Source organism: Halomicrobium katesii DSM 19301, from assembly GCF_000379085.1.
In the GTDB taxonomy this organism is placed as follows: Archaea; Halobacteriota; Halobacteria; order Halobacteriales; family Haloarculaceae; genus Halomicrobium; species Halomicrobium katesii.
Genome location: NZ_KB905378.1, coordinates 1,028,105 through 1,051,768, shown reverse-complemented (window position 1 = coordinate 1,051,768; position 23,664 = coordinate 1,028,105). Strand labels below are relative to the sequence as shown.

Below are 23,664 nucleotides of genomic sequence, written 5' to 3'. Positions count from 1 at the left end.
GACTGCCAGCTAGGAGAGTATCGCCCGCAGGGCGAACAACGCGTTTTCCTTCCGCTCTGCGACCCGTCGATAGAAGTACGCGAGCCACTCGCCGCCGTAGGGAGCGTACTGCCAGACCTCGCAGTCCGTCGCCAGCGAGCGCTGGGCGTCGTCGCGAACGCCCATCAGCATCTGGACCTCGTACGGCGTCCCGTACTCCTCGTGTAGCGACGCGGCGAGGTCGATCATCTCCGGGTCGTGGCTGCCGACGGCGACCTCGCCCCGGAACTGCTCGAAGAGGTATCGCAACTGGTCGCGGTAGGCCTGATCGATCTCGGCCTTGTCCTGGAGCGCGATCGACGGCGGCGGATCGTACGCGCCCTTGACGAGCCGGATCTTCCCCGGCAGATCGGCCAGCCGTTCGAGGTCGTCGGGCGTCCGTCGGAGGTTCGCCTGCACGCAGAGCCCGACGCCGCCGTCGGTCTGGCGGGCGAGTCGCTCGAAGGCGTCGAGCGTCGCGTCCGTCGTCTCGTGGTCCTCCATGTCGATCCAGACGAACACGTCGCGGGCCGCGGCGTGCGTGACGACGCTGTCGAGGTTCGACTCGAAGAGCCGCTCGCTCACGTCGAGACCCAGCTGAGAGGGCTTGATCGAGAGGCAGGCGCGCAGCCCCGCCAGATCGATCTCCTCGACGAGGGCCTCGTAGGTCGCGGCCGCCTCCGTGGCCGGTTCGCGACGGTCGTAGTGTTCACCCAGCTGGTTCAGGATGACGCCGATCCCCTCCTCGTTGCACTGTCGCGCGTGCTCCAGTGCGCCGGCGGTCGTCTCACCCGCGACGAACCGCCGGGCCAGTGGCGGAATCATCGTCTGCCGGTAGGACCCGCCTCCCTATGAGGTTTGTCACCGAGGCGATCTGTTCCGCGGCCCGTCAGGTGCCGCGGAGAGTCGCCGACGTTAAGCCGCCCGCGGGACAGCACCGCGACATGGACGTACTCCCGATCGTGGCGACGGCGCTGTGGGCGATGCTACCGGCGTACGTCCCCAACAACGCGGCCGTCCTCGCCGGAGGAGGACGGCCGATCGACGGGGGACGGAGCTGGGGGGGCCGGCGGCTCCTGGGCGACGGGAAGACCTGGCGCGGGACCGCTGCCGGAACGCTCGCGGGGACGGCGCTGGCGCTGGCGCTCAACGCCGTCTACGAGCCGGTCGCCGCGACGCTGGGGGTCGTCGCCGACCCGTTCCCGGTGGTGGCCGGCCTGGGGCTGGCACTCGGCGCGATGGTCGGCGACATCGGCGCTTCGTTCCTCAAGCGTCGCACCGGTCGCGAACGCGGGGCGGCGTTCCCGGGGCTCGACCAGCTCGACTTCGTCGTCGGGGCGCTCGCACTGGCGACGCTGTTCGCACCCGAGTGGGCGCTGGCGACGTTTCGGCCGTCAGTACTGGTCGCAGTCGTCGTGATCACGCCGCTCTTGCACGTCGCCACCAACGGCATCGCGTACGCGCTGGGGCTGAAAGACGAGCCGTGGTGATCGGCGGGCCGAGATAGCGCGGGGCGAGTTCGCCGAGAGCGACGAAAGTGGTGGGCTTTTCTACGCTGGCCGACGACGACCGTGTATGACTACAGCGACGACGGTGCGGCTGGCGACGCGGGGCTCGGACCTGGCCCTGCGTCAGGCCGCGACCGTCACCGAGACGCTCGAAGCGCGGGGGTACACGGTCGAGATCGTCGAGGTAGAGACGACAGGCGATCAGATCCGGGACGAACTGATCCACCGGCTGGGCAAGACCGGCGCGTTCGTCCGCAGCCTCGACGAACAGGTCGTCGACGGCGAGGTCGACGCCGCCGTCCACTCGATGAAAGACGTGCCGACCGAACAGCCCGAGGAGCTGGTCGTCGCTGGCGTGCCCCAGCGGGAATCGCCCGACGACGTGCTGGTGACGCCGGACGGAGCCACCGTCGAGGAGCTGCCCGACGGCGCGACCGTCGGCACGTCGAGCCTCCGTCGAAAGGCCCAGCTGCTGGCCGAGCGACCGGATCTCGACGTGCAACCGCTCCGTGGCAACGTCGACACGCGCATCGAGAAGCTGCTCGCGCCGACCCTCCAGTCCGAACACGAGGAGCGCAGCGAGGCCGAGAAAGAGCAAAAAGAGAAGGTCGACGACGAGGAGTACGAATTCCCGTACGAGCAGGACGTAGAGACGTGGTTCGACGGACTCACCGAGATCGAGCGCCGGGCGCTGGGCCGCGAGGTCGAGACGGCGTACGACGCCGTCGTCCTCGCTCGCGCGGGCCTGGAACGGGCCGGACTGCTCCACCACGTCGAGTACCAGTCGCTCCGGACCGAGACGTTCGTCCCCGCGCCCGGCCAGGGGGCGCTGGCGGTCACCGCGACCGACGACGAGTTCGCACGGGAACTCAATGACGCCCTCGACCACCCGCGCTCGCGGGCGGAGACGACCGTCGAGCGGACCGTCCTCGACGAGCTGGGCGGGGGGTGTGTCGCACCGCTGGGCGTCCACGCGATCTTGCAGGGCAGCGTGATCCGGACGACCGTGCGCGTCCTCGACCAGGCGGGCGAGCGGGAGGTCGCCGCCACGCGCGACCTCTCGGCGGATCGCCACGTCGACGACGCGCGAGCGTTCGCCGCCGATCTGGCGGAACAGGGCGCTGCCGACCTGATCGAGCAGGCCAAGCGAGCGGGCGAGGGCGGCGACGCGGCGACGGCCCAGGGAGCCGGCGACGAATGAGCGACGACACGGGCGAGGGCGAAGCGACCGGGACGGTCCACCTCGTCGGCTCCGGCCCCGGCGATCCGGAGCTGCTGACGGTGAAGGCCAAGCGACTGCTCGAAGCGGCCGACGTGGTGTTACACGACAAGCTCCCCGGTCCGGAGATCATCGGCATGATCCCAGAGGCGAAACGCGAGGACGTGGGCAAGCGCGCGGGCGGCGAGTGGACGCCCCAGGAGTACACGAACCGTCGCCTCGTGGAGCTGGCCCGCGAGGGCAAGGACGTGGTGCGGCTCAAGGGCGGCGATCCCACGGTGTTTGGCCGCGGCGGCGAGGAGCTCGTCCACCTCGCACGGCACGGCGTTCCGGTCGAGATCGTCCCCGGCATCACGTCGGCCGTCGCCGGTCCGGCGGCCGCCGGCATCCCCGTCACCCACCGCGACCACGCGTCGTCGGTGTCGTTCGTCACCGGCCACGAAGACCCCACGAAAGCGGAGTCGGCCGTCGACTGGGCGGCACTCGCCGCGACCGGCGGCACCATCGTCGTGCTGATGGGCGTCGGCAAGCTGCCCGACTACACGGCCGCGCTCCGCGAGGCCGGCATGGACCCCGAGACACCGGTCGCGCTGATCGAGCGCGCGACCTGGCCGGGCCAGCAGGTCGCGACGGGGACCCTCGACAGTATCGTCTCCGCCCGCGACGCGGCCGGCATCGAGCCGCCGGCGATCACCGTCATCGGCGACGTGGCGGCGACGCGCGCGGACGTCCTGGAGTTCCTCGTCGGAGCCGATCGGGAGCCGGAGAACGAGGCGGTCGACGACGGCGGTGACGGCGATGCGTGAGGAACCGCGGCTCAGCGTCGCCGTGTTCCGCCCCGACGACGAGCGGACCACCCAGGCCGTCGAGTTGCTGGAGTCGCTCGGTGCCGACCCGGTTCCGGACCCGATGCTCGCCGTCGAGGCGACCGGGGCGACGCCCCGATCCGACGCGGACTACGTCGTCCTCACGAGCAAGACCGGCGTCGAACTGGCCACAGAGGCCGGGTGGGACCCCGGCGACGCGACAGTCTGTGCGATCGGCCGGCCGACCGCAGACGTGCTCGAAGACGCCGGCTACGCGGTCGATCTGGTGCCCGAGGAGTACTCCTCGACCGGACTGGTCGCCGCGCTCGAAGAGAGCGTCGACGGCGCGCGCGTCGAGGTGGCGCGCTCGGATCACGGCTCGGCGGTCCTGACCGACGGACTGGAAGCGGCCGGCGCGTACGTCCACGAGACGATCCTCTACAGACTCGTCCGGCCAGAGGGGGCCGGAGCGTCGACGGAGCGTGCGGCGGCCGGCGACCTCGACGCCGCACTGTTCACCTCCTCGCTGACCGTTCGACACTTCCTCGCGGTAGCCGACGAGCGAGGAATTCGAGCGGACGCTGTCGAGGGGCTGAACGACGCCGTCGTCGGCGCGATCGGCGAGCCGACCCGACAGACGGCCACGGACGCGGGCATCGACGTCGACGTCGTTCCCGACACCGCCGACTTCGAGACACTGGCGACGACGGCGGTCGAGGCGGCCGCGCCGAGTCACCGCGAGTGACGCTGCGGGCTGTGAATCTGTGAAGTTACGGCTCACAGTACGAGTAGAGGTCGGGCGGTAGCTGCCGACGTGCGGCCCGTCCTACCTGCGAACACCGTCCGAGACGGCCGCCCGTATAACCGCTTCCAGTCCGTACGACGCGTATGTTCGTGACCGAGCACGACGGTCGCTTGCTTACCCGCATCGAGGACGATCACATGGTGTTCGAGGTATCCTTCGATCGGATCGAACCGACGGACGTGACACTCCACTTCCTGCGGGACGGTCGACAGGTCGGGAGCATCTACAACGACGACGGCACCGACCGGACGATGGCACGGTTGACCGTCGACAGAGAAACCTCCGATTTCGTCGGCGTCGAAGTCCCCAAGGAGTTCGTCTCACGCGTCCTCGATGTCGCCGAAGAAAGCGGCCGCGTCACCGACGAAACGGCGCTAGCTGGCTATCGGCTCCGGGTGCTGTAGCTCGCTCGTCGGCGGCGCTGTTTTGACTCTGTAGCCCGACGGGTCCGTATGCAGCTACTGGTGACGGGCGGCAACGGTTTCATCGGTCGGCGCGTCTGCCGGCGTGCCGTTTCGGACGGCCACGACGTGACGAGCGTCGCCCGCAGCGGACCGCCAGCAACGGAAAAGCGCGGTCCGTGGGCAGGAGCAGTCGACTGGCACGCGGCGGACATCTTCGCTCCACACGAGTGGCGAGACACACTCACTGGCACCGACTGCGTTGTTCACTCTATCGGGACGCTCGACGAGTCACCGGACCAGGGCGTCACGCTCGAACGTCTCAACGGAGACGCTGCCGTCGTCGCCGCGCTGGAGGCGGAACGCGCCGGTGTCGATCGCTTCGTCTACGTCTCGTCGTCGACCAAGCCACCCGGCGTTCGAGACGCGTACATCGACGCTCGGCGCCGTGCCGAAGCGGCAATCGCCGACCTCCAACTGTCGGTCGTCGTCCCACGGTTTGGTCCCGTTTACGGACCGGACCAGCCACACTTCTCGACAGTCACGAACGCACTCGTCGCGACACTGGGGCGGTGGGAACCACTGGCCCGACGGCTCGGCGACGACCGCCCGTTCTCGGTCGAACAGGCAAGCACCGCGATCTATCGTCTCGCCGTCGACGACACGGTTCCGACGGGACCGGTCTCGGCACCGACCCTGGCGACACTCGCAGCCAGACAACCAACAGTATAAGCACCGGCTTTGATGTCGGCTGCGCCCGTGCATCGACCTGTACATGCCATCCGATCCTGGGGACGTGTTCCGCGCGTTCGAAGACGAGTTGGCAGACAGTCCACCGAGTGCCAAACTCGTCACGAAGGTCCTCGCTCACGAAGGACAACTGACCCAGTCGCAACTCGCCGAAGAGACCATGTTGTCGAAACGAACCACGAGATACGCACTCTCTGAACTCGAAGAGGCTGATGTCGTCACCTCCGAAGTCTCCTTTATGGACGCCAGGCAGTCACTGTACTCGACTGTGACGACGGACGAGTAGTCCAGCGACGATCTCTCCGTCGCTGTTTTTCGCCGGTGTCGTCGCTCCCGTGGACGCCCACTGTCGGTCGAATCGTTCGGAACCAGCCCAGAGCCACGAAACGCGGTCTTTAAACTCGTGGACGATGCCGTACTCAGTATGACTGGTGCGGACGGGACGAACGTGCTCTTCGTCGTGCTCGATACGGTCCGCAAGGACCACCTCTCGGCGTACGGGTACGACGAGCCGACGACTCCGACCCTGGAGGCGTTCGCCGAGGAAGCGGCGGTCTTCGAACACGCCGTCGCGCCGGCCCCCTGGACCCTGCCGGTCCACGCCTCCCTGTTTACGGGGCTGTACCCCTCCGAACACGAGGCGACACAGGAGGACCCCTATCTCGACGGGGCGACCACGCTGGCCGAGTCGCTCTCGGCGGCCGGCTACGACACGGCCTGTTACTCCTCGAACGCCTGGATCACGCCCTACACGAACCTCACCGCGGGGTTCGACGACCACGACAACTTCTTCCAGATCATGCCAAGCGAACTCCTCTCGGGGCCGCTGGCCCGGATCTGGCAGACGATGAACGACAGCGACACCCTGCGGGGCGTCGCCGATCGGATGGTCCAGCTGGGCAACACGTTACACGAGTACTTCGCCTCCGAGGGCGGGGGCGACACGAAGACCCCCGCCGTGATCGACGAGACGATGGACTTCATCGACGACTCGGAGAACTTCTTCACGTTCATCAACCTGATGGACGCCCACCTCCCCTACCACCCGCCCGAGGAGTACGTCGAGCAGTTCGCGCCCGGCGTCGACTCGGCCGAGGTGTGCCAGAACTCCAAGGAGTTCAACTGCGGCGCTCGCGACATCGACGACGCGGAGTGGGACGACATCGAGGGGCTGTACGACGCCGAGATCCGCCACATCGACGACCAGCTCGACCGGCTCTTTACCCACCTCAAAGAGACCGGCCAGTGGGACGAGACGATGGTCGTCGTAGCGGCCGACCACGGCGAACTGCACGGCGAACACGCCCTCTACGGCCACGAGTTCTGCATCTACGATCCGCTGGTGAACGTCCCCTGCATGGTCAAACACCCCGAGATCGAGCCCGAACGCGACGACGAGACGGTCGTCGAACTCGTCGACCTGTATCACTCCGTGCTGGACGCGACCGGCGTCGCGGGCGACGGCGTCTCGCTCGACCCCACTCGCTCCCTGCTCTCGACGGAGTATCGCGAGTTCGCTGGGACGACCTCGAACGGTGCGGGCGCACACGGCCCCCGCGGTGACGTGGGCTTCGTCGAGTACCACCAGCCGGTCGTCGAGCTCCGCCAGCTGGAGGGGAAAGCCAGCGCGGCCGGCATCGCCCTGGAGACGGACTCGCGGTTCTACTCCCGGATGGGCGCGGCCCGTTCGCCCGAGGGCAAGTACATCCACTGTACGCGCATCCCGGACGAGGCCTACCGGATCGACAGCGACCCCGGCGAGACCGAGGACCGTGCGGGCAGTGACGACGAACTGCTGGCCGACCTCGAAGCGGAGCTCTCCGACTTCGTCGACCGCGTCGACGCCGACTGGCCCGACGAGGCCGACGGCACCGACGGCGAGGTGCTGGACTCGATGGACGACGACGCGAAGGATCGCCTGAAAGACCTGGGCTACATCGACTGATCGTGAGCGACGACGCAGGCGGGATCGGTGACCTGTTCGACCGTCGGACAGTCGTCCAGACCGTCCTGGGGTTCGCCGTCGCCGGCCTCGTCCTCTCCGCGCTGGTCGAGTTCGTCGGGACGCGCAACGTCCTCGATCGGCTGGCGACGGCGGACCTGCGCTGGCTGGCGATGGGCTGTCTCTCGACGCTGCTCTGTCTCACGTTCTGGGGGAAAGCCTGGCAGATCGTCCTGGGCGTGGCCGGCGTCCGCGAGTCGTTTCGCCGACTGGTCGTGACCTACTACGCCGCGACGTTCGCCAACTACGTGACGCCGCTGGGCCAGGCCGGGGGCGAGCCCTTCATCGCCTACGTCCTCTCGCGAGACACGGACGCCAGCTACGAGGACGCGCTGGCCTCGGTCGTCACCGCGGACCTGCTGAACCTCTTTCCGTTCGTCACCTTCTCCGGGGTGGGCTTTGCGGCCCTGCTCTACCAGTCGTCGCTGCCGGCAGTGCTGGAGCCACTCGCTGTAGCGCTGTTCGCCGTCGCCCTGGGAGTCCCGGTGCTCGCGGCGGTCGGCTGGCGCTACCGGCTGTCCCTGGGACGAGTCGGTGCCAGCGTCGTGGTCCCGATCGTCCGGCTCCTGCCGCGCCTGACCGTCGACGGGCTCCGGAGCCGCCTTGCGGAACTGGACGAGGCCTTCCAGCGGATCGCGACGGACCGGAGAGCGCTCGTGCGGGCGCTTGGCTACTCGTATATCGGCTGGATCTTCTTCGCGCTCCCGCTGTACTTCGTCGCGATGGCCGTCGGCGACGCGGCGATCCCGCTCTTGCTCGTCTTCTTTGTCGTCCCCGCGAGCACGCTGGGCGGGCTCGCGCCCTCGCCGGGAGGCTCGGGGGCAGTCGAGGCGTTCCTGGTGATTCTGATCGTCGCGCTCACGCCGATCGCCAGCGACGGAGCGACCGCCATCTCGATTCTCTACCGGGTCGCGAGCTACGTCTTCGCGCTCCTCGTGGGCGGCGCGGCGGCGGTGTTCGTGCTCCGTCGGAGCGATAGTAGCCATTGAAAATCAATGCACACCCGATCACACGACAGCAGTGCGATCGGTGTGTAAATCGTTTCAATTGTTACTATAACGTCGTCCCGCACTGTTCTCGCCCTCCCACGCTCGCACGAGCGCGGTCAGCGTCTCGTTGACGGGGACTGCCACACCCCCAGACCGCTCTACGACGTAGCCGTTGATCGCGTCGATCTCGGTCTGTCGTCCGTCGGCCACGTCCTGCAACATCGAGGAGCGGTTCGCGGCGGTGTCCGTAGCCACCTGCATCGCCATCTGGGCGGCCCGCTCGTCCGGCAGATCGACGCCGTGTTCGCGGGCCACGGCCGCCGTTTCCCGTGCAGCGCGCTCGGCGACGCGCCGGGCCGGACCGTCGACGAGCGCGCCGTTGGGGACGCGGGCCAGCGCCGTCGCGGCGTTGATTCCGGCGTTGACCGCCAGCTTCTCCCAGAGCCGTCGCGGCATGTCGTCGGCGACGGTGGTCTCGACACCGGCGTCGGTAAACGCCGCCCCAGCGCGGTCGGCCGGCTCGGAGCGGCCGCCCTCGCGGGGACCCAGCACGACTTCGCCGACGCCGGTACACGCGACCACGCCGGGCTCGGTCAGGCGTGCGCCGTAGGTGCAGGTGCCCGCGAGGACGGGACAGCCCAGTCGCTCGGCGAGCGTCGCCTCGTTGCCCATGCCGTTTTGCAGCGAGAGGCAGGCGTCGAGTGCCGTGTCAGAGAGCGCCGCGGCGGCCGCGTCGGTGTCGCCGGCCGTGACCGTCACGACGGCGAGGTCTGCCGCGGCGGGCGATGTAGTCCCCGCGGCCGGCCTCACGTGCGCGTCGATCGCGCCCTCGATCGCCAGCCCCGACCGCTCGACCGTCCCGACGTGTGGCTCTCGCCCGACCAGGGTCACGTCGTGGCTGCGTGCCAGCAGCCCCCCGATCAGACTGCCGAGACTGCCCGCTCCGAAGACGACGATCTCCATGCGCCCACTCCGTCGCGGGTGCTGAAAAACGCGACGGGGATCACCACCCACTTGCCGCGCCGTCGCCAACGACGGGTATGACCGACGGATCCGCTTCCGACGACCCCCTCGACGACGCCGAGTGGCCGGCCGAGACGCCGCGGTACCGTCTCGTCGTCCCGGCGACGGCACCGGAACTGGCGTCGATCGAGCTGCTGGCGACGGTGCTCGACGAGAGCCCCCGATCACCGGCCGCGGCCACCGTCCGCGTGGGGTCCGGCCGACGCGACGACCGCGACCGCGTCCGCCACGCGCTGGCCGATCTGGCCGCCCACTCGGACGTGGCGGTCGGCCACGAGGAGACCACCGGATCGGTTCCACTGACCGGCGACACCTTCGACGCGCTGGCAGACGTGTCCCCGGAGATCCGCACGCTGGTGGTTCGAGACGCCGACGGACTCGCGATCGTCACGCGGCGCGACGAACGGTTCACGTTCGCCATGCCCGACGAGGCGATTGAGGCCGTCGAGTCGTCGCTGCCGTCGTCGCTGCGAGAGCGACTCGAAGGCGTCTCGTAGCGGGGGCGACAGGTCGCCGTCCCCAGGGCGCTGGCTCCCCGCGGTCGCCGTTCGTCTGTTCCGCGGACCGGCATTCGTTCCGTCGGGCCGCCCCCCTAATCCTCCGTCCAGTAGTAGATGTCCTCCTTTGGCGCACCGCAGTCGGGACACTCCTCGGGGATGTCCTCGATCTCGCCCATCGCGCCACAGTCCCAGCAGCGCCACATCAGTTCGGCCTCGCCGGACTCACCGGCGCGGACGTGTTCGATCGACATGGCGGCCATGCCGCCGTCGAGCGTGACGTAGAACCCCCGCTCGTCGAACCCGCGGATCGTCCCGAGTCGCTGGCCGTCCTCGTCGTAGACGGTCTCTCCGAAGCCCAGTCCCATGTCGCTGGCCGCGTCTGGCATCTCTGACATTGTGTAACACAGTTCACACCACACGCCAATAAAGGTCACTGGGACAACAGCTCGTCCCGGTCACGAGAAGAGGCTCGTGTGGACCGGTGCGTGGTCGGGACCGTCGTCGCCGTCGTCGTCGGTGGTGTCGGAGACGGCGCTGCCACCGACGCCGTCATCGAGGAAGTCCGCGACGGGCGGGCCGACGCGATCGGGCTCGACGAGGAAGGCGTCGTGGCCGTAGTCGGAGTCGACCATGTGGTGTGCGGTCGCGGTGTCGGTCTCGCGGAACGACTCGGCCAGCTCCTCGGACTGTGCTGTCGTGAAGTGCCAGTCGCCGGTAAAGGACATCAGCAGCGCCTCGCCGTCGAAGGCGGCGACGGCGTCCGCGTCGGACTCGAAGCCCGACGAGAGGTCGTAGTTGTCCATCGCCCGGGTCAGGTAGAGGTAGCTGTTGGCGTCGAAGCGGTCGACGAACTTCGTGGCGTTGTGGTCGAGATAGGACTCCACGTCCCGGTAGGGGAAAAAGCGGCCCGCCGGGTCCGTCGGAAAGGCCCGCTCGTACTCTCTCGTGGCGGCCCGACGGCCGAAGCGCTGCTCCATCGTCGCCTTCGAGAGGTACATCACGTGGCCGAGTTCGCGGGCCAGCGCCAGCCCGTCGTCCGGGTCCGGGCGGTCGTCGCCGTAGTAGTCGCCCCCGTTCCAGTCGTCGTCGGTCGTGATCGCCCGGCGGGCGATGCCGTCCAGCGCGAGACACTGCGGATCGAGTCGCGCGGCGGCGGCGATGGCGACGACGCGCTCGACGTGATCGGGATGGCGCTTGACCCAGTCCAGCGCGTTCATGCCGCCGACGCTGCCGCCGACGACCGCGTGGAGGTGGGGGACCCCCAACTCGTCCAGTACGGCCCGCTGGGCTTCCGTCCAGTCGCCGACGGTCACCGGCGGGAACGCCGTCCCGTAGGGCTCGCCCGTCTCGGGGTTCGTCGAGGCCGGCCCGGACGTGCCATAACAGGAGCCGGGATCGTTCACGCAGATCACGTAGTACTCGGTCGTGTCGATGGCCTTGCCCGGGCCGACGATGTTGTCCCACCAGGCGAAGGCCTGATCGGAGTCTTCGAAGCGCCCGCGGCCGGCGACGTGTGCGCTGCCGGTGAGCGCGTGACAGACGAGGACGGCGTTGTCGCCGTCGAACTCGCCGTAGGTCTCGTAGGCGACTTCGAGCTCGGGGATCGTCTCGCCACAGGCGAACTCGAACTCGCCCAGCGAGAGGGTCTGGTGGTCTACGTCCATCGTGCGCCTCGTGTTGGTGTCTCTCCACAAGGGGTATCGAACGACCTGAAGGTACCGAACGACTCGCTTCGATCGGCGTTCGAACAGTCACTCGCTACGTTCGTGAACACACCGAAAGCCCTCGTACAGTTCCGGTCCCGCGACTCCCTGCGCGCGCTCGCTTCGCTCGCGTGCTTGCGTCGTCGGGGTTCCCGGAAGGGCCGGCCGGTCGAACCGGCTGGCGATAACGTGACGGCGAGGCCGTCACGCGGCACTCGCCCTTTCATCCGCCAGGCTCGTGGATAGCCCCACAGTCTACGCCCTGGCGGATGAAAGGGCGAGGCGCGTCTCGCGTCGTCTGTGCAGGCGCTATCCGAGCACTGCGAGGATATCCTGCACAGACGGCGTCGAGCGGGCCGAGGGCTTTCGGTGTCTCTGTTCCGGAGACGGTCTTCGCGTTGCTCTCGAAACATTAGCTGGCCTCCGCGATGGCGCGGTCGAGGTCGGCGACGACGTCCTCGGTGTCCTCGATGCCGACGCTACAGCGGATCAGGTCCGGCGTGACGCCGCTGGCCCGCTGTTCGTCCTCGCTGAGCTGTGCGTGGGTCGTGCTCGCGGGGTGGATCACGAGCGTCTTGGCGTCGCCGATGTTGGCGAGGAACTGCGCGAGATCGGTCCGCTCACACACCTCGCGGCCGGCGTCGTAGCCCCCCTCCAGGCCGAAGGTGACGATGCCGCCGTAACCGCCGTCGAGGTACCGGCTCGCGTTGTCGTGGGTCTCGTGAGAGTCGAGTCCGGGGTAGGTGACCCACGCCACCTCGGGGTGGTCCCGGAGGTGTTCGGCGACGGCCATCGCCGACTCGCAGTGCTGTTGCATCCGGAGCTTGAGCGTCTCACACCCCTGGAGGGTGGCCCAGGCGTCGAAGGGCTTCTGGCCGTCGCCCAGCGAGCGAACGGCGCGCTGGCGGACCGCGTGTGCGAACGCCTCGCCCTCGAAGCGCTCGGCGAAGGTGATCCCGTCGAAGGCCGGATTGGGAGCCCCCAGCTCCGGGAACTTCTCGGGGTACTCCGACCACGGGAACGAGCCGCCGTCGACCAGGACGCCGCCGACGGTCGTCCCCGAGCCGTGGATCCACTTGGTCGTCGACTCCCAGACGAGGTCGACGCCGTGGTCCAGCGGGTTACAGAGGTACGGCGTGCCGAAGGTGTTGTCGACGAACACGGGGACGCCACGGTCGTGAGCCACCTCGGCGATCGCCTCCATCGGCGGCGTCACGAGCGAGGGGTTCCCGATGGTCTCGAAGTGGACGTAGGCGGTGTCGTCGTCGATGGCGTCGGCGTAGGCCTGCGGGTCGAGCGTGTCGACGAAGCGCGTCTCGATGCCGCGGCGAGGTCCCATGTTGGCCAGATAGGAGTGGGTCCCCCCGTAGATCGAGGCGGCCGTGACGACGTTGTCGCCCGCGCTCGCGAGGATGGACGTGCCGGCGTCCAGCGCGGCCATCCCCGAGCCCGTTGCCACCGCCCCAGTGCCGTTCTCCAGCGAGGCGATGCGCCGCTCCAGCATCGACACCGTCGGGTTGTCGAACCGCGAGTAGACGTTGCCGGTGTCGTCGAGGGCGTACCGCTGGGCGGCGGTGTCGGCGTCCTCGAACACGTACGACGTCGTCTGGTAGATCGGTGGCGCACGCGCGCCCGTCGCAGGATCCGGCTCCTCCTGGCCGGCGTGGACACAGCGCGTCCCGAACCCCTGGGTGTCGTCAGTCATGTACAACACGCATATTGCTCTAGCCATCTATAACCACGAGTTACGGCAAAACTCGCAGGTGCGTCGTCCGCTGGCGGGTCGTCGTCGACCGCCCGTCCAGCGACCGTCCCGTCTGGTCAAAGCTTATATCGCGCCACGACTGACGTACGTCCATCTTCAGTCACGTCCCGGCCGGTCGTCCCACATCGACGAGCCATGGCAGATGACGAATCTCTCTTCGAGGTCGGCGGCACGCGCGACTACTCGCGGGTCGCGCTCGTGGTAGTCACGCTGCTCGCGCTGGTGGTGGCGACGACCGCGGTGCCGGCGCTGTCGCCCGCGGGGACCGACTCGCCCGCCTCGTCGCTGGTCCCGATCCCCGAGGAGGTCCGGGGTGGGTCGGGGGGCAGCAGCTCGGGCGGTGGCGGCGGGCTCGGCGCGCTGAGTCCCGGCGACAGCACCGACGTGGGCGGGTCGCTGGGCGGCGAGTCGGCCCTGCGATCACGGAGCGACGACGTCCACTTCCGGGTCCAGAGCACGCAGGCGAGCTACTGGCGGACGGGTGCCTACGGCGAGTACACGGGCGCGGGCTGGGAGCGACGCGAGGGAACGACGCCGGTCGATGGCGAACTGCCCGTCGAGGGCGCTCGCGACGAACGCGTCACCTACGAGGTGACCCTCGAACGCAGCGCCGCGTCGCTCCCGACCGTCTGGCGGCCGACCCAGCTCTCTCGGCCGGGCGTCTCGATCACCGAGAACGGTGCGGTCACGGCCGACGGGACCGTCCCGCAGGGGACCAGCTACACCGGCGTCAGTCAGCGCCCGGCCGACGATCCGGCCGTGCTGAGCCAGGCCGGTCGGGAGTATCCGGCCGAGATCGAGGACCGATACACCCAGCTCCCGGCAGACAGCGAGGGCCGCCTCGGGGCGTTCACCGACGAGCTGACGGCCGACAGTGACGACCCCTACGAGACCGCTCGCACGATCGAGCGGTGGCTCGAATCGAACAAGGAGTACTCGCTCAACGCCAGCCACGACCCCGAGCGGGAGGCCGGCGTCGCGACGCAGTTCGTCTTCGACATGGAGACGGGGTACTGCGAGTACTTCGCCACGTCGATGGTCGCGATGCTGCGCAGTCAGGACATTCCCGCCCGCTACGTCGTCGGCTACTCCACCGGCGAGCAGGTCGGAGAGAACAGCTACACCGTCCGGGGGATGAACGCCCACGCCTGGACCGAGGTGTACTTCCCCGACGTGGGCTGGGTCCGCTTCGACGCCACGCCGGGGGACGAACGCCGGCAACAGGAGCGGGCCGCGCTCGACGACGAGCCGCCCACGGCGACACCCACACCGACACCGGCGGACCAGCCCCCGACGGACACGCCGACCCCGACGGACACGGCGACCCCGACGGACACGGCGACACCGACGCCGACCGAGCGAGACGACACCGCCGACGGCTACGACGTGTCGCTGAACCGGACGGCCGTCCCCGGCGTGCCGGTGACTGTGACCGTCACCGAAGACGGCGTTCCGGTGATGGGCGCGCGGGTCCTGTTCAACGGCGAGCCGGTCGGTGCCACGGCCACGGACGGGAACGTGACCGCCACCGTCCCCTACGCCGCGACGCTCAACGTGACGATCGCCGGCACCGCCGACGAGCGCGTCGTCGTCTACGGCGCGCCGAGCCGCGAGAACGGGCGGCTGTTCCGACCGGCCGGCCCCGCGACCCGCGACACCGAGACCTTCGACCTGAACACGACCGCGGCGATCTCCGTGAGCGGCGATCTCACCACCGGCAGCGAGGTGTCTCTGCTCGCGCTCGTCGACGGCGAGCCGCTCCGGCGGGCGGCGGTGACACTGTCGGGCGAGCAGGTCGCGATGACCGACGATCGGGGCCGGGCGACCGTGCGTCTGCCGGACGAGCCCGGCGAGACGACCCTGGGGGTGCGTCGCGGTGCCGTCGAGGGCACCCGGAGGCTCACGCTCGGGCGACTGAACGTGAGCGTCGAGCCGACGGCACCGCTGGCCCTCCCGCTGACCGACGCCCGAGTCAACGCGACCGTGGCGGGCGAACCGACAGCCGGCGCGACCGTCGCGCTGGACGGCGAACGGATCGGGACGACCGGCGTCGACGGCACGACGACGGTCTCGCTGCCACTGGCAGACAGCGCGACCGTCGCGGTCTCGCAGTACGGCCAGTCTCGCCGGACCGCTCTGGAGGGGCTGTACGCGAACCTGGCGGCGGTCGCGGCCGCCCTCCTCGTCGCCGTCCTCGCCGCGGTCGCGCTGGCTCGCCGCTACGGAGTCACGCCCAGACGGATCGCGGCGGCGCTCGCCCGGAGCGGGCAGTTGGTCGTCGTCGCGCTGGTGGGGCTCGGATCGGTGCTCGATCGCGCGATCCGTCGGCTCTACCGGCGGACGGCGCTGACCGTCGAGCACCTGCTCGCGCTCGTCACCGGCCGCGTCTCGCCGGCCGCGCTGCTGGCTGCGCTCCGGCGCTGGCTCGCGGACCGGTCGGGGGGCGTCCAGTCGACGGTGACCGCCCGCTTCGAGTCGCTCGCCCCTGCCGGCGACGGTGACGCCGGGTCAAACGACGCTCACGCGACCATCAGAGAGGGGTGGTCGCAGTTCCTCGGGCACGTCTCCGTGACCCGGCCGGAGCGCCGAACGCCCGAGGCGATCGCCGCCCACGCCGTCGAGGTCGACGACCTCCCGGCCGACGCGGTCTGGACGATCGTCGACGCCTTCCGGGCCGTCGAGTACGGCCAGCGCGAACCCACGGAACGGGTGCCGGCCGTCGCCGACGCCGTCGCCGAGATCGAGCGCGCCGCCGAGCGCGCCGACGACGCCGACGGCGACGCGCCCGGCGGCCAGCCGGAGGTGGCCGACTGATGCGGGTCCGAGTCGTCCTGTTCGGCGTCGTGGGGACGGTCGCGACGGCGTTGGCCGCCGGACTGCTGTTCGCTCCCGAGACGCTGCTGTCGGTCGCGCCCGTCGATCCGCTCGTGACCCTCGGCGAGGCGGCGAACGCGCGCCAGCTGTTGCTGGCCGGTAGCCTCCTCGCCGGGCTCTACCTGCTCGTCGCCGCCCGGTCGGCGACGCTGCCGAGCCGCGCTGGGGAGGGCGGAGACGCGTTCGACGCCGCGACCGCGGAACCGCCAGAGGCGGTCACGACGGCGCGTCAGCGTCGGACCGGTGCGGCGCTGGCGGCGACGATCGACGACGCCATCGCGGGCGACGACGAGGCGCTCGACGCCGTCCGCGAGCGGTTTCGGGAGACGGCCACGGCGGCCTACGCACAGACGGCCGGCTGTGGCCCCGAGGACGCCCGGCGAGCGGTCGAGCGCGGTGACTGGACCGACGACCGGACCGCCGCGGCCCTCCTCTCGGACGACGAGGGGCCGTCGCACTCGCTGTGGTCGCGTCTCAGGCTCTGGCTCGATCCGGCGGCCGAGCGCCGACGCCGACTGCACCGCACGGTCCGTGCCACGCGCGAGCTCACGGAGGGGTGGCCGTGACCGACCGCGTCCGGCGCTGGGGCGTCCCGCTCGCGGGGACGGTGACGCTACTGAGCGTCGGTCTCCTGGCCGCCGAACCGGCCCTCTTCGCGGGGGCGGCGATCCCCCTCGCCTCCGTGCTGGTCGGGTCGCTGTCGCGCGTCCCGTCGGGAGCCACTCTCGACGCCGACCGGACCGTGGCCGCCGCCGCACCGACGCCGGGCGATCCGGTCGACGTGACGCTGACCGTCGAGAACACCGGCCGGCGGACCCTGACCGACGTTCGGATCGTCGACGGCGTCCCCGCCGAGCTGACCGTCGTCTCGGGCTCGCCGCGGGCCTGTCGCTCGCTGCGGCCGGGCGAGTCGACGACCGTCGAGTACGCCGTCCGCTCGAAGCGGGGGACCTACGCCTTCGAGGATCCCGTCGTCCGAATCCGGCCGCTGGCGGCCACCGAGATCGCCACGGCGACGGTCGCCGCGACGGGCGACACCGCCCTGACCTGTGCCAACGTGGTCGCCGAGGCACCGCTGGCCGACGCGACGCTGCCCCGCGCCGGCACGCTTCCGACCGACAGCGGCGGCAGCGGGCTGGAGTTTCACGCGACCCGCGACTACCAGTCGGGCGATCCGGTCTCGCGGATCGACTGGCGGCGCTTGGCCAAGACCGGCGAACTGACGACCGTCGAGTACCGCGAGGAGCAGGCCGTCCGCACGGTGCTGGTCGTCGACGCACGCCCCCCGACGCGGGTGACGCCGGAAGCGGGGTATCCGACGGGTGCCGAGCTATCCGCCTACGCCGCCGAGCGCCTGCTCGATGCCCTGTCCAGATCGAGTGTCGTCGCCAGCGTCACCGCCGTCGGGCTCGCAGACGAGGACCTCGTGGGCGGGCTCGGTCCGGACGGACTGGCCTGGACGGATCCCGACGGCGGCGTCGAGAGCCCGCAGGCGAGTCGTCTGTTCGACGGCGTCCAGTCGGCGGCCGCGCGCGACAGCGTCGCCCCCGACGGCGGCGCGACCCACGAGGAGGGCGAGCCCGCGTCCGAGCGGACGACACCCGACGTGGAGACGCTACTCGCTCGCCTCCCGCCGACGGCCCAGGTCGTCGTCTTCTCGCCGCTGCTCGACGACTGGCCGACGGAACTGATCACGAGCCTCCGGGCGCGGAGCTACCCGACGACCGTCGTCAGTCCCGACGTGACTCGCGGCGAGGGGGCGGCCGAGACCGTCGTCGCGCTCGAACGCCGGCTGCGCCTCCAGTCGGTGGAGCTGACCGGGGCGACGCTGATCGACTGGGACCTCGACGAACCGATCGACATCGCCATGCGGGCCTCGCTCGCGGAGCTGTTCAACCGATGATCGACGATCGCACGGAGTGGCGGCCGACGACGGCGAGCACGGGGCTGGTCGTGTTCGTCACGCTGCTGACAGCGACGGTGCTCGTTCGAGCGATCGGCGTCGCGGTGCCGGCCGCGCTCGGCGGGGCGGGCGCGGTCGCGCTCGCACTGGCGGTCTGGACCGCCGGCTGGGACCGCCACCGCACGCTGGGGACCGTCCTGACCAGCCTGCTCGCGCTCCCGATCGGGGTCGGCGTCGTCGCTGCGACGGTCGGGACCGTCATCGTCCTGGCGGGCGTCTTCTTCCCCGTCGAGTCGCTGTCCCGCTTGCCGGCGACCGTCGTCGACCTGTCGGCCCGCGCGATGGTCGTCGTCGGCGCGGCCGGGGCCGTCTTCGGCGCGAGCGTGGCGATCGGACACGTCCTCGATCGAGAGACGGCCAGGCGGACCGCCGAGGCGTCGCTGAAGACGACGATCCCGCCGCTCGGCGTGGGGCTGGTCCTCGTCGCCGGGGAGGCGCTGCGGTATCTCGAATCCACCCGCGACGCACCCGGAGTCGGGGCCGTCCTCGGCGACGTGCTCCGGACGACCACGACGATCGTCTTCGAGCCCCCAGCGGTCCGACCCAGCGTGACGACGTTCCTGTTGCTCGTCGCGGCCGCGCTCCTCGTCGTCCGACGGACCGTCGGTGCCCTGCCGCTCACCGAACTCACGACCGATCCGGCGGTCGAGCGCGCCGTCGCGAGCGTCCGGTCGTGGCTGCTCCGGGCGGCCGTCGTCGCCGGGTTCGGGGTCCCCGTCGGGTTTTTCACCGACTACGTGTTCCCGCCCGAGCGACTCCAGTCGGTGGTGACGCCGCCCGCCTTCGACCTGTTGACGGCGGTGACGACCGCGCCGCCGGCTCGCAGGCTCGCGTGGCGTGTGATCGCCCTCTGTGTCGCGACGCTCGTCGCCGTCGCCGTGCTCCGGCGGACCGCCCGGACCGCTGCCGACCGGATCGGGGCCGCGGTCGCGCCCTTCGCGGCCGGGAGCGGGGTGCTCGTCGCGGCCGCCCTCGTCGCCGGCCCGGTCCTATCGGCGGCTCGCGGCTGGGTCGCGGCGACGCTGCCCGGCGAGTTCGGCCCGCGGTTTCGCGAGCTGTCTGGCTCCGTCGTCGACTTCTACGGCCCGGTCCCGATCGTCCTGACCGGCGTCGGCTTCGTGTTGCTGGTCGCCGCGGTCGCGGCGATGTGTCTGTGGCTCGTCTTGCTCACGAAGTACCTCGACGACCGCACTGCCGGCGTCGGGATCGCCAGTGGCGCACTCTTCGTGGTCGCGGCGTTCGCTGGCGTCGTCGGCGTTCCGACGGCGCTGCTGTTCGGCAGTCTCGTCGCGGCCGTCCTCGTCTGGGACGTGGGCGAGTTCGGGACGACGCTGGGCGAGGAGATCGGACGGCGGGCCGACACCCTCGGGCGGAACTGGTCCACACGACGGGAACGCTGGCCATCGGCGGGGTCGGCGTCGCCGTCGCCGTGGCCGTGACCGACGCCGCCGTCGGCGCGGTCACCGTCGCCGACGGGGCCGTCGTCGCCGGCCTGGTCGTCGCCGTCGCGGGGCTGTTGGCGTTGCTGGTCGCGTTGCGCTGACGGACGACTCGGCATCCAGAGAGAACAGCGATATCGGCCGCTTCAGGTCGGCGAGACGGCCGGCACCTCGATCCGATCGAGCACGTCCCGGACCACCTCGTCGGGGTCGACCTCGCGGACGCTCGCGTCGGCGGTCAGCACCAGTCGGTGAGCGAACACGTCGCGGACGACCCGCTGTACGTCCTCGGGGACGACGTAGTCCCGCCCCTCGATGACGGCGCGAGCGCGAGCGGCTTCGAACAGCCGCTGGATCCCGCGCGGCGAGACGCCGACGTCGACGCGCTCGTCGGCGCGGGTCGCCCGCCCGAGTTCGACGACGTAGTCCCTGAGCTTCCCGTCGACGGTGACGGTCTCGGCGACGCGCTGGAGGTCGGGGATCCGCTCGGCGTCGACGATCGCCGTGACGCTCGGTGCCTGTGCGGTGCGGTCGGCCCGCCGGTCGATCAGCGCTCGCTCGCCGTCGAAGTCGGGGTAGCCCATCGCGGTCTTGACGACGAAGCGGTCCCGCTGGGCCTCGGGCAGCCCGAAGGTCCCCTCCTGCTCGACCGGGTTCTGCGTCGCGATGACGAAAAACGGCTCGGGCAGCGCGTGGGTCTCGCCGTCGACGGTGACCTGCCCCTCGCCCATCGCCTCCAGCAGCGCGGCCTGTGTCTTGGGCGGGGCGCGGTTGATTTCGTCGGCCAGCACGACGTTGGCGAAGATCGGCCCCGGCGCGAACTCGAAGCTCCCCGTCCCCTCGTTGTAGACGTTCGAGCCGGTGATGTCGGCCGGCAACAGGTCCGGCGTGAACTGGATGCGGTTGAACGAGAGATCGAGCGCGTTCGCGAAGCTCCGGGCGGTCAGCGTCTTGCCGGTGCCGGGCACGTCCTCCAGCAGGACGTGGCCCCGTGCGAGGACGCCGGTCAGCACGGACTCCAGAAAGGCGTCCTCGGCGATCACCGCGCTCCCGACGGCGTCGAGAATCTCGGCGCAGGCCCGGCCGGCGGTCTCGTGATCCATACACGAGTGGTCGGCCAGCGACGGCATAAGTCTGGTCGAAACGCCAGACGGTCGCCGGCCCGCTGATCGAGAATCGAGCGAGCCGGCTATCGGGATGGGTCCCAGGATCGACGGCTGGTGCTCGGTAAAAAGCGAGGGGGTGAGCGGCTACGTCGCGGCTTCGGTCTCCGTCGCTTCTTCGTCGGTCGTTTCCTCGTCGGTCGTTTCCTCGTCGGTCGTTTCCTCGTCGGTCGTTTCCTCGTCGGTCGTCTCTTCGTCCGTGGTCTCTTCCTCGTCGGTCGTCTCTTCGTCCGTGGTCTCTTCGTCGGTCGTCTCGCCGTCCTCGGATTCCGTTTCGGTGTCCGTCTGTTCAGTCTCGTTTTCCGCGCCCGGGAAGTCGATGGTCCTGCTGGCGTCCTGAGTCGTGGCGACGCGGAAGGTCGGTGGCATCTCCTCGCCGTCCTCGGGGACGTTCCCGAGCGCCCAGGTGGTGTGGGCGATGCCGCTCTCCAGGGAGAGGTCCGTGCTGGCGACGACCGATCCGTCGTTGTCCTCGGCCGCGACTCTGACCTCGACGGTGTAGTCGCCGGCCGGGACGTTCGCGTAGTCGGTCGCGTTGGTGTACGAGACGTTCTCCGCGAGGACCGTCTCGCCGGTCGCAGTCTCGTCGGTCTCGTTTGCCTCCGTCTCGGTCTCGTCAGTCTCGTTTGCCTCCGTCTCGGTCGCCGTCTCCTCGGTGGCGCTGTCGCCGCTCTCGACGGCGACGATATCGACTGCCGGCGCGTTCGGCGAGAGGTGAGCGATCCGGAGTGCGGCCTCGTCGTCTGCCGGCGTGGCGGCGCTGTCGTCGTAGGCCACGGGGACGACCCCGCCCTCGCTGTCGTTCGCGGCGATGGCCGCGGTCACGGTCGTCACCGACCGCGGTTCGAGGTCGACGGTCTCGTTGAACACGACCTCGTCGGGGCTGTCGACGACGGTGACCGTTACCGTGTGGTTGCCCGATTCGAGGGCGATGTAATCGCTGAACGTGTCGAACGCGACGCCCTCGGCGACCGTCTCGTTGTCGACGTACACGTCGACCGACGTCGCGCCGGGCGCGGCGTGGGCGACGCGCAGGTACGACGTGTTCTGTGTGCTCAACTCCGTGTCGTCGGCGTCGTCCTCGGCCTGCTGGCCGAAGCCGACCCCGACGAAGGCCGCGCTCGCCACGAGCGCGACCGAGAGGACCAGTACGAGTGCTGTACCGCGTGTGCTGTCTGGCATGCAGTAGAGTCATCCGCCCTCTCCCCCTTTGTTATGCGAGAGCAAGCGCTCGCCCGCCGCAGTCGCCGTCCCGCGCCCGCCACGGCGCTCCGGAGTAAGGCGGTCGTTTGTCCCGCGCTCGCTCGATAACGACCGCTTGTTTGCCGGCACGATCCCCTCCGCGGGGACCCGGAAAGCGAACCGTATCGACGGGGCGACGCCGCCAGGGGAGATAAGGCGAGGTTATAGTAACAATTGAAACGATTTACACACCAATCGCACTGCTGTCGTGCGATCGGGTGTGCATTGATTTTCAATGGCTACTATACCCGGATTCGTGCGGACGGTATCACAACTACCATACCGTTCGGCGACGACCGTTCGCAACACTGAGAGGTGGCTTCAGTGACGAAAAAAAGCGAATACACGGACGACTATCCCGACAAGACGCTGTACATTCCCGGCCCGACCGAGGTCCGCGACGACGTGATCCAGGCGATGGCTCAGCCGATGTTCGGCCACCGGATGGACCGGATGACCGACCTCTACACGACCATCGTCGAGGACACGAAGACGTTCCTGGGCACCGACAACGACGTGATCATCCTCACGGGCTCCGGGACGGAGTTCTGGGAGGCATCGACGCTGAACCTCGTCGACGAGAACATCCTCGTGCCGACCTGTGGCAGCTTCAGCGAGCGCCACGCCAACGTCGCCGAGCGCCTCGGCAAGGACGTGGACCGACTCGAATACGAGTGGGGACAGGCGATCAAGCCCGAGGACATCCGCGCCGAACTCGAATCGAGCGACAAGCACTACGACGTGGTCGCGACGGTGATGAACGAGTCCTCGACCGGCGTCCGCAACCCCATCGAGGAGATCGGCGACGTGGTCGCGGAGTACCCGGACACCTACTTCGTCGTCGACGCCGTCTCCTCGCTCGGCGGTGACTACGTCGACATCGACCAGCACAACGTCGACATGATCTTCGCCTCGACCCAGAAGGCGTTCGCCATGCCGCCGGGACTGACCGTCTGTGTCGTCAGCGACGACGCCTACGACCGCGAGATCGAGAAAGAGTCCGCCTCGTGGTACGGCGGCTTCCAGCGCTGTCTGGACTACTACGACCGGAAGGGACAGACCCACTCGACGCCCGCAATCCCGATCATGCTGGCCTACCGCAAGCAGATGAAACACATGCTCGAAGAGGGCCACGACGGGCGCGACCAGCGCCACCGCGAGATGGCCGAGTACACCCGCGAGTGGGCGCGCGATCACTTCGACATGTTCCCCGAGGAGGGGTACGAGTCCCAGACGGTCTCCTGTATCGAGAACACGCAGGGCATCGACGTGGCCGCCACAATCGAGGAGGTGTCCCAGAAGTACGACATGGTGTTCTCGAACGGCTACGGCTCCGCGCTGGGCGAGGAGACGTTCCGAATCGGACACATGGGCGAACACGATGTCGAGTCGATCCGGACGCTGACCGACGCCATCGAGGACGTCGCGGACCTGTAACGCCGAGCCGTCGCACGCCGTCGGCCGTCGCTGCCAGCGGGCCGATCGAGCCCGCTG

General features: G+C 69.7%; 22 protein-coding genes. 15 read left to right on the top strand and 7 right to left on the bottom strand.

The features are described 5' to 3' along the window. Nucleotides 1–9: 9 nt before the first annotated feature. Nucleotides 10–843 (bottom strand): proline dehydrogenase family protein, encoded by an 834-nt coding sequence (locus tag HALKA_RS0105560; protein WP_018257047.1) that lies wholly within the window; start codon nucleotides 841–843, stop codon nucleotides 10–12. 119 nt (nucleotides 844–962) lie between these two features. On the opposite strand from HALKA_RS0105560, the gene HALKA_RS0105555 reads away from it, so the two are divergent. The 9 genes from HALKA_RS0105555 to HALKA_RS0105515 all read left to right on the top strand — a co-directional run bounded on the left by HALKA_RS0105555 (nucleotide 963) and on the right by HALKA_RS0105515 (nucleotide 8,498). Continuing rightward, complete coding sequence (locus HALKA_RS0105555) at nucleotides 963–1,508, top strand: CDP-2,3-bis-(O-geranylgeranyl)-sn-glycerol synthase (RefSeq protein ID WP_018257046.1); 546 nt, start codon at nucleotides 963–965, stop codon at nucleotides 1,506–1,508. Between the two features lie 85 nt (nucleotides 1,509–1,593). After that, the gene (gene hemC / locus HALKA_RS0105550; protein ID WP_018257045.1) at nucleotides 1,594–2,727 is read left to right on the top strand and encodes a hydroxymethylbilane synthase; all 1,134 of its coding nucleotides are present in this window, start codon (nucleotides 1,594–1,596) and stop codon (nucleotides 2,725–2,727) included. After that, nucleotides 2,724–3,551, top strand: coding sequence for a uroporphyrinogen-III C-methyltransferase (gene cobA, locus HALKA_RS0105545; protein WP_018257044.1), 828 nt, complete (start codon nucleotides 2,724–2,726; stop codon nucleotides 3,549–3,551). The genes hemC and cobA overlap by 4 nt, the downstream gene beginning before the upstream one ends. Next, on the top strand, nucleotides 3,544–4,296 hold the full coding sequence (locus HALKA_RS0105540; RefSeq protein WP_026190173.1) for a uroporphyrinogen-III synthase: 753 nt from the start codon (nucleotides 3,544–3,546) through the stop codon (nucleotides 4,294–4,296). The genes cobA and HALKA_RS0105540 overlap by 8 nt, the downstream gene beginning before the upstream one ends. Before the next feature lie 143 nt (nucleotides 4,297–4,439). Beyond that, entirely contained in the window at nucleotides 4,440–4,760 is a 321-nt protein-coding gene (locus HALKA_RS0105535; RefSeq protein ID WP_018257042.1) for a hypothetical protein, read from the top strand. A gap of 48 nt (nucleotides 4,761–4,808) precedes the next feature. Next, a complete protein-coding gene (locus tag HALKA_RS0105530) occupies nucleotides 4,809–5,489 on the top strand; it encodes an NAD-dependent epimerase/dehydratase family protein (RefSeq protein ID WP_018257041.1) in 681 nt (226 codons plus the stop codon). Nucleotides 5,490–5,532: 43 nt separating this feature from the next. Beyond that, the gene (locus HALKA_RS0105525) at nucleotides 5,533–5,793 is read left to right on the top strand and encodes a MarR family transcriptional regulator (RefSeq protein ID WP_018257040.1); all 261 of its coding nucleotides are present in this window, start codon (nucleotides 5,533–5,535) and stop codon (nucleotides 5,791–5,793) included. Between the two features lie 138 nt (nucleotides 5,794–5,931). Next, nucleotides 5,932–7,452, top strand: coding sequence for a sulfatase (locus HALKA_RS0105520; protein WP_018257039.1), 1,521 nt, complete (start codon nucleotides 5,932–5,934; stop codon nucleotides 7,450–7,452). Nucleotides 7,453–7,454: 2 nt separating this feature from the next. Further along, nucleotides 7,455–8,498 (top strand): lysylphosphatidylglycerol synthase transmembrane domain-containing protein, encoded by a 1,044-nt coding sequence (locus tag HALKA_RS0105515; protein ID WP_018257038.1) that lies wholly within the window; start codon nucleotides 7,455–7,457, stop codon nucleotides 8,496–8,498. 54 nt (nucleotides 8,499–8,552) lie between these two features. Here the strand turns inward: HALKA_RS0105515 and HALKA_RS0105510 are convergent, their stop codons facing one another. Further along, nucleotides 8,553–9,461: a ketopantoate reductase family protein gene (locus HALKA_RS0105510; RefSeq protein WP_018257037.1), complete on the bottom strand. Its 909-nt coding sequence runs from the start codon at nucleotides 9,459–9,461 to the stop codon at nucleotides 8,553–8,555. A gap of 77 nt (nucleotides 9,462–9,538) precedes the next feature. Between HALKA_RS0105510 and HALKA_RS0105505 the strand changes: the two genes are divergently transcribed. Next, nucleotides 9,539–10,018, top strand: a complete 480-nt coding sequence (locus HALKA_RS0105505) for a hypothetical protein (RefSeq protein ID WP_018257036.1) — start codon at nucleotides 9,539–9,541, stop codon at nucleotides 10,016–10,018. A gap of 95 nt (nucleotides 10,019–10,113) precedes the next feature. On the opposite strand, the gene HALKA_RS0105500 is transcribed toward HALKA_RS0105505, so the two are convergent. The 3 genes from HALKA_RS0105500 to HALKA_RS0105490 form a co-directional block, all read right to left on the bottom strand. Continuing rightward, complete coding sequence (locus HALKA_RS0105500) at nucleotides 10,114–10,416, bottom strand: DUF7130 family rubredoxin-like protein (protein WP_015762071.1); 303 nt, start codon at nucleotides 10,414–10,416, stop codon at nucleotides 10,114–10,116. A 60-nt stretch (nucleotides 10,417–10,476) separates the two neighbouring features. Then, nucleotides 10,477–11,685 carry a homoserine O-acetyltransferase MetX gene (gene metX / locus HALKA_RS0105495; RefSeq protein WP_018257035.1) on the bottom strand — a complete coding sequence of 403 codons (1,209 nt, stop codon included), beginning with the start codon at nucleotides 11,683–11,685 and terminating at the stop codon, nucleotides 10,477–10,479. A gap of 451 nt (nucleotides 11,686–12,136) precedes the next feature. Further along, a complete protein-coding gene (locus HALKA_RS0105490; RefSeq protein WP_018257034.1) occupies nucleotides 12,137–13,429 on the bottom strand; it encodes an O-acetylhomoserine aminocarboxypropyltransferase/cysteine synthase family protein in 1,293 nt (430 codons plus the stop codon). A 195-nt stretch (nucleotides 13,430–13,624) separates the two neighbouring features. Here HALKA_RS0105490 and HALKA_RS0105485 point away from each other — a divergent pair, with 195 nt between their 5' ends. From HALKA_RS0105485 to HALKA_RS0105470, 4 genes are read left to right on the top strand one after another with little or no spacing between them, the layout of a single operon-like run. Further along, complete coding sequence (locus HALKA_RS0105485; protein WP_026190171.1) at nucleotides 13,625–16,303, top strand: transglutaminase TgpA family protein; 2,679 nt, start codon at nucleotides 13,625–13,627, stop codon at nucleotides 16,301–16,303. Then, complete coding sequence (locus tag HALKA_RS0105480; RefSeq protein WP_026190170.1) at nucleotides 16,303–16,929, top strand: DUF7269 family protein; 627 nt, start codon at nucleotides 16,303–16,305, stop codon at nucleotides 16,927–16,929. The genes HALKA_RS0105485 and HALKA_RS0105480 overlap by 1 nt, the downstream gene beginning before the upstream one ends. Further along, entirely contained in the window at nucleotides 16,926–18,266 is a 1,341-nt protein-coding gene (locus HALKA_RS0105475) for a DUF58 domain-containing protein (RefSeq protein WP_026190169.1), read from the top strand. The genes HALKA_RS0105480 and HALKA_RS0105475 overlap by 4 nt, the downstream gene beginning before the upstream one ends. After that, nucleotides 18,263–19,765 (top strand): DUF7519 family protein, encoded by a 1,503-nt coding sequence (locus HALKA_RS0105470; protein ID WP_026190168.1) that lies wholly within the window; start codon nucleotides 18,263–18,265, stop codon nucleotides 19,763–19,765. The genes HALKA_RS0105475 and HALKA_RS0105470 overlap by 4 nt, the downstream gene beginning before the upstream one ends. 146 nt (nucleotides 19,766–19,911) lie before the next feature. Here the strand turns inward: HALKA_RS0105470 and HALKA_RS0105460 are convergent, their stop codons facing one another. Together HALKA_RS0105460 and HALKA_RS0105455 are read right to left on the bottom strand one after the other, a co-directional pair. Beyond that, nucleotides 19,912–20,868, bottom strand: a complete 957-nt coding sequence (locus tag HALKA_RS0105460; protein WP_026190167.1) for an AAA family ATPase — start codon at nucleotides 20,866–20,868, stop codon at nucleotides 19,912–19,914. Between the two features lie 147 nt (nucleotides 20,869–21,015). Further along, nucleotides 21,016–22,110 (bottom strand): DUF4397 domain-containing protein, encoded by a 1,095-nt coding sequence (locus tag HALKA_RS0105455; RefSeq protein ID WP_018257030.1) that lies wholly within the window; start codon nucleotides 22,108–22,110, stop codon nucleotides 21,016–21,018. Nucleotides 22,111–22,494: 384 nt separating this feature from the next. On the opposite strand from HALKA_RS0105455, the gene HALKA_RS0105450 reads away from it, so the two are divergent. Next, nucleotides 22,495–23,607 carry a pyridoxal-phosphate-dependent aminotransferase family protein gene (locus HALKA_RS0105450; protein WP_018257029.1) on the top strand — a complete coding sequence of 371 codons (1,113 nt, stop codon included), beginning with the start codon at nucleotides 22,495–22,497 and terminating at the stop codon, nucleotides 23,605–23,607. The last annotated feature ends 57 nt before the right edge of the window (nucleotides 23,608–23,664 follow it).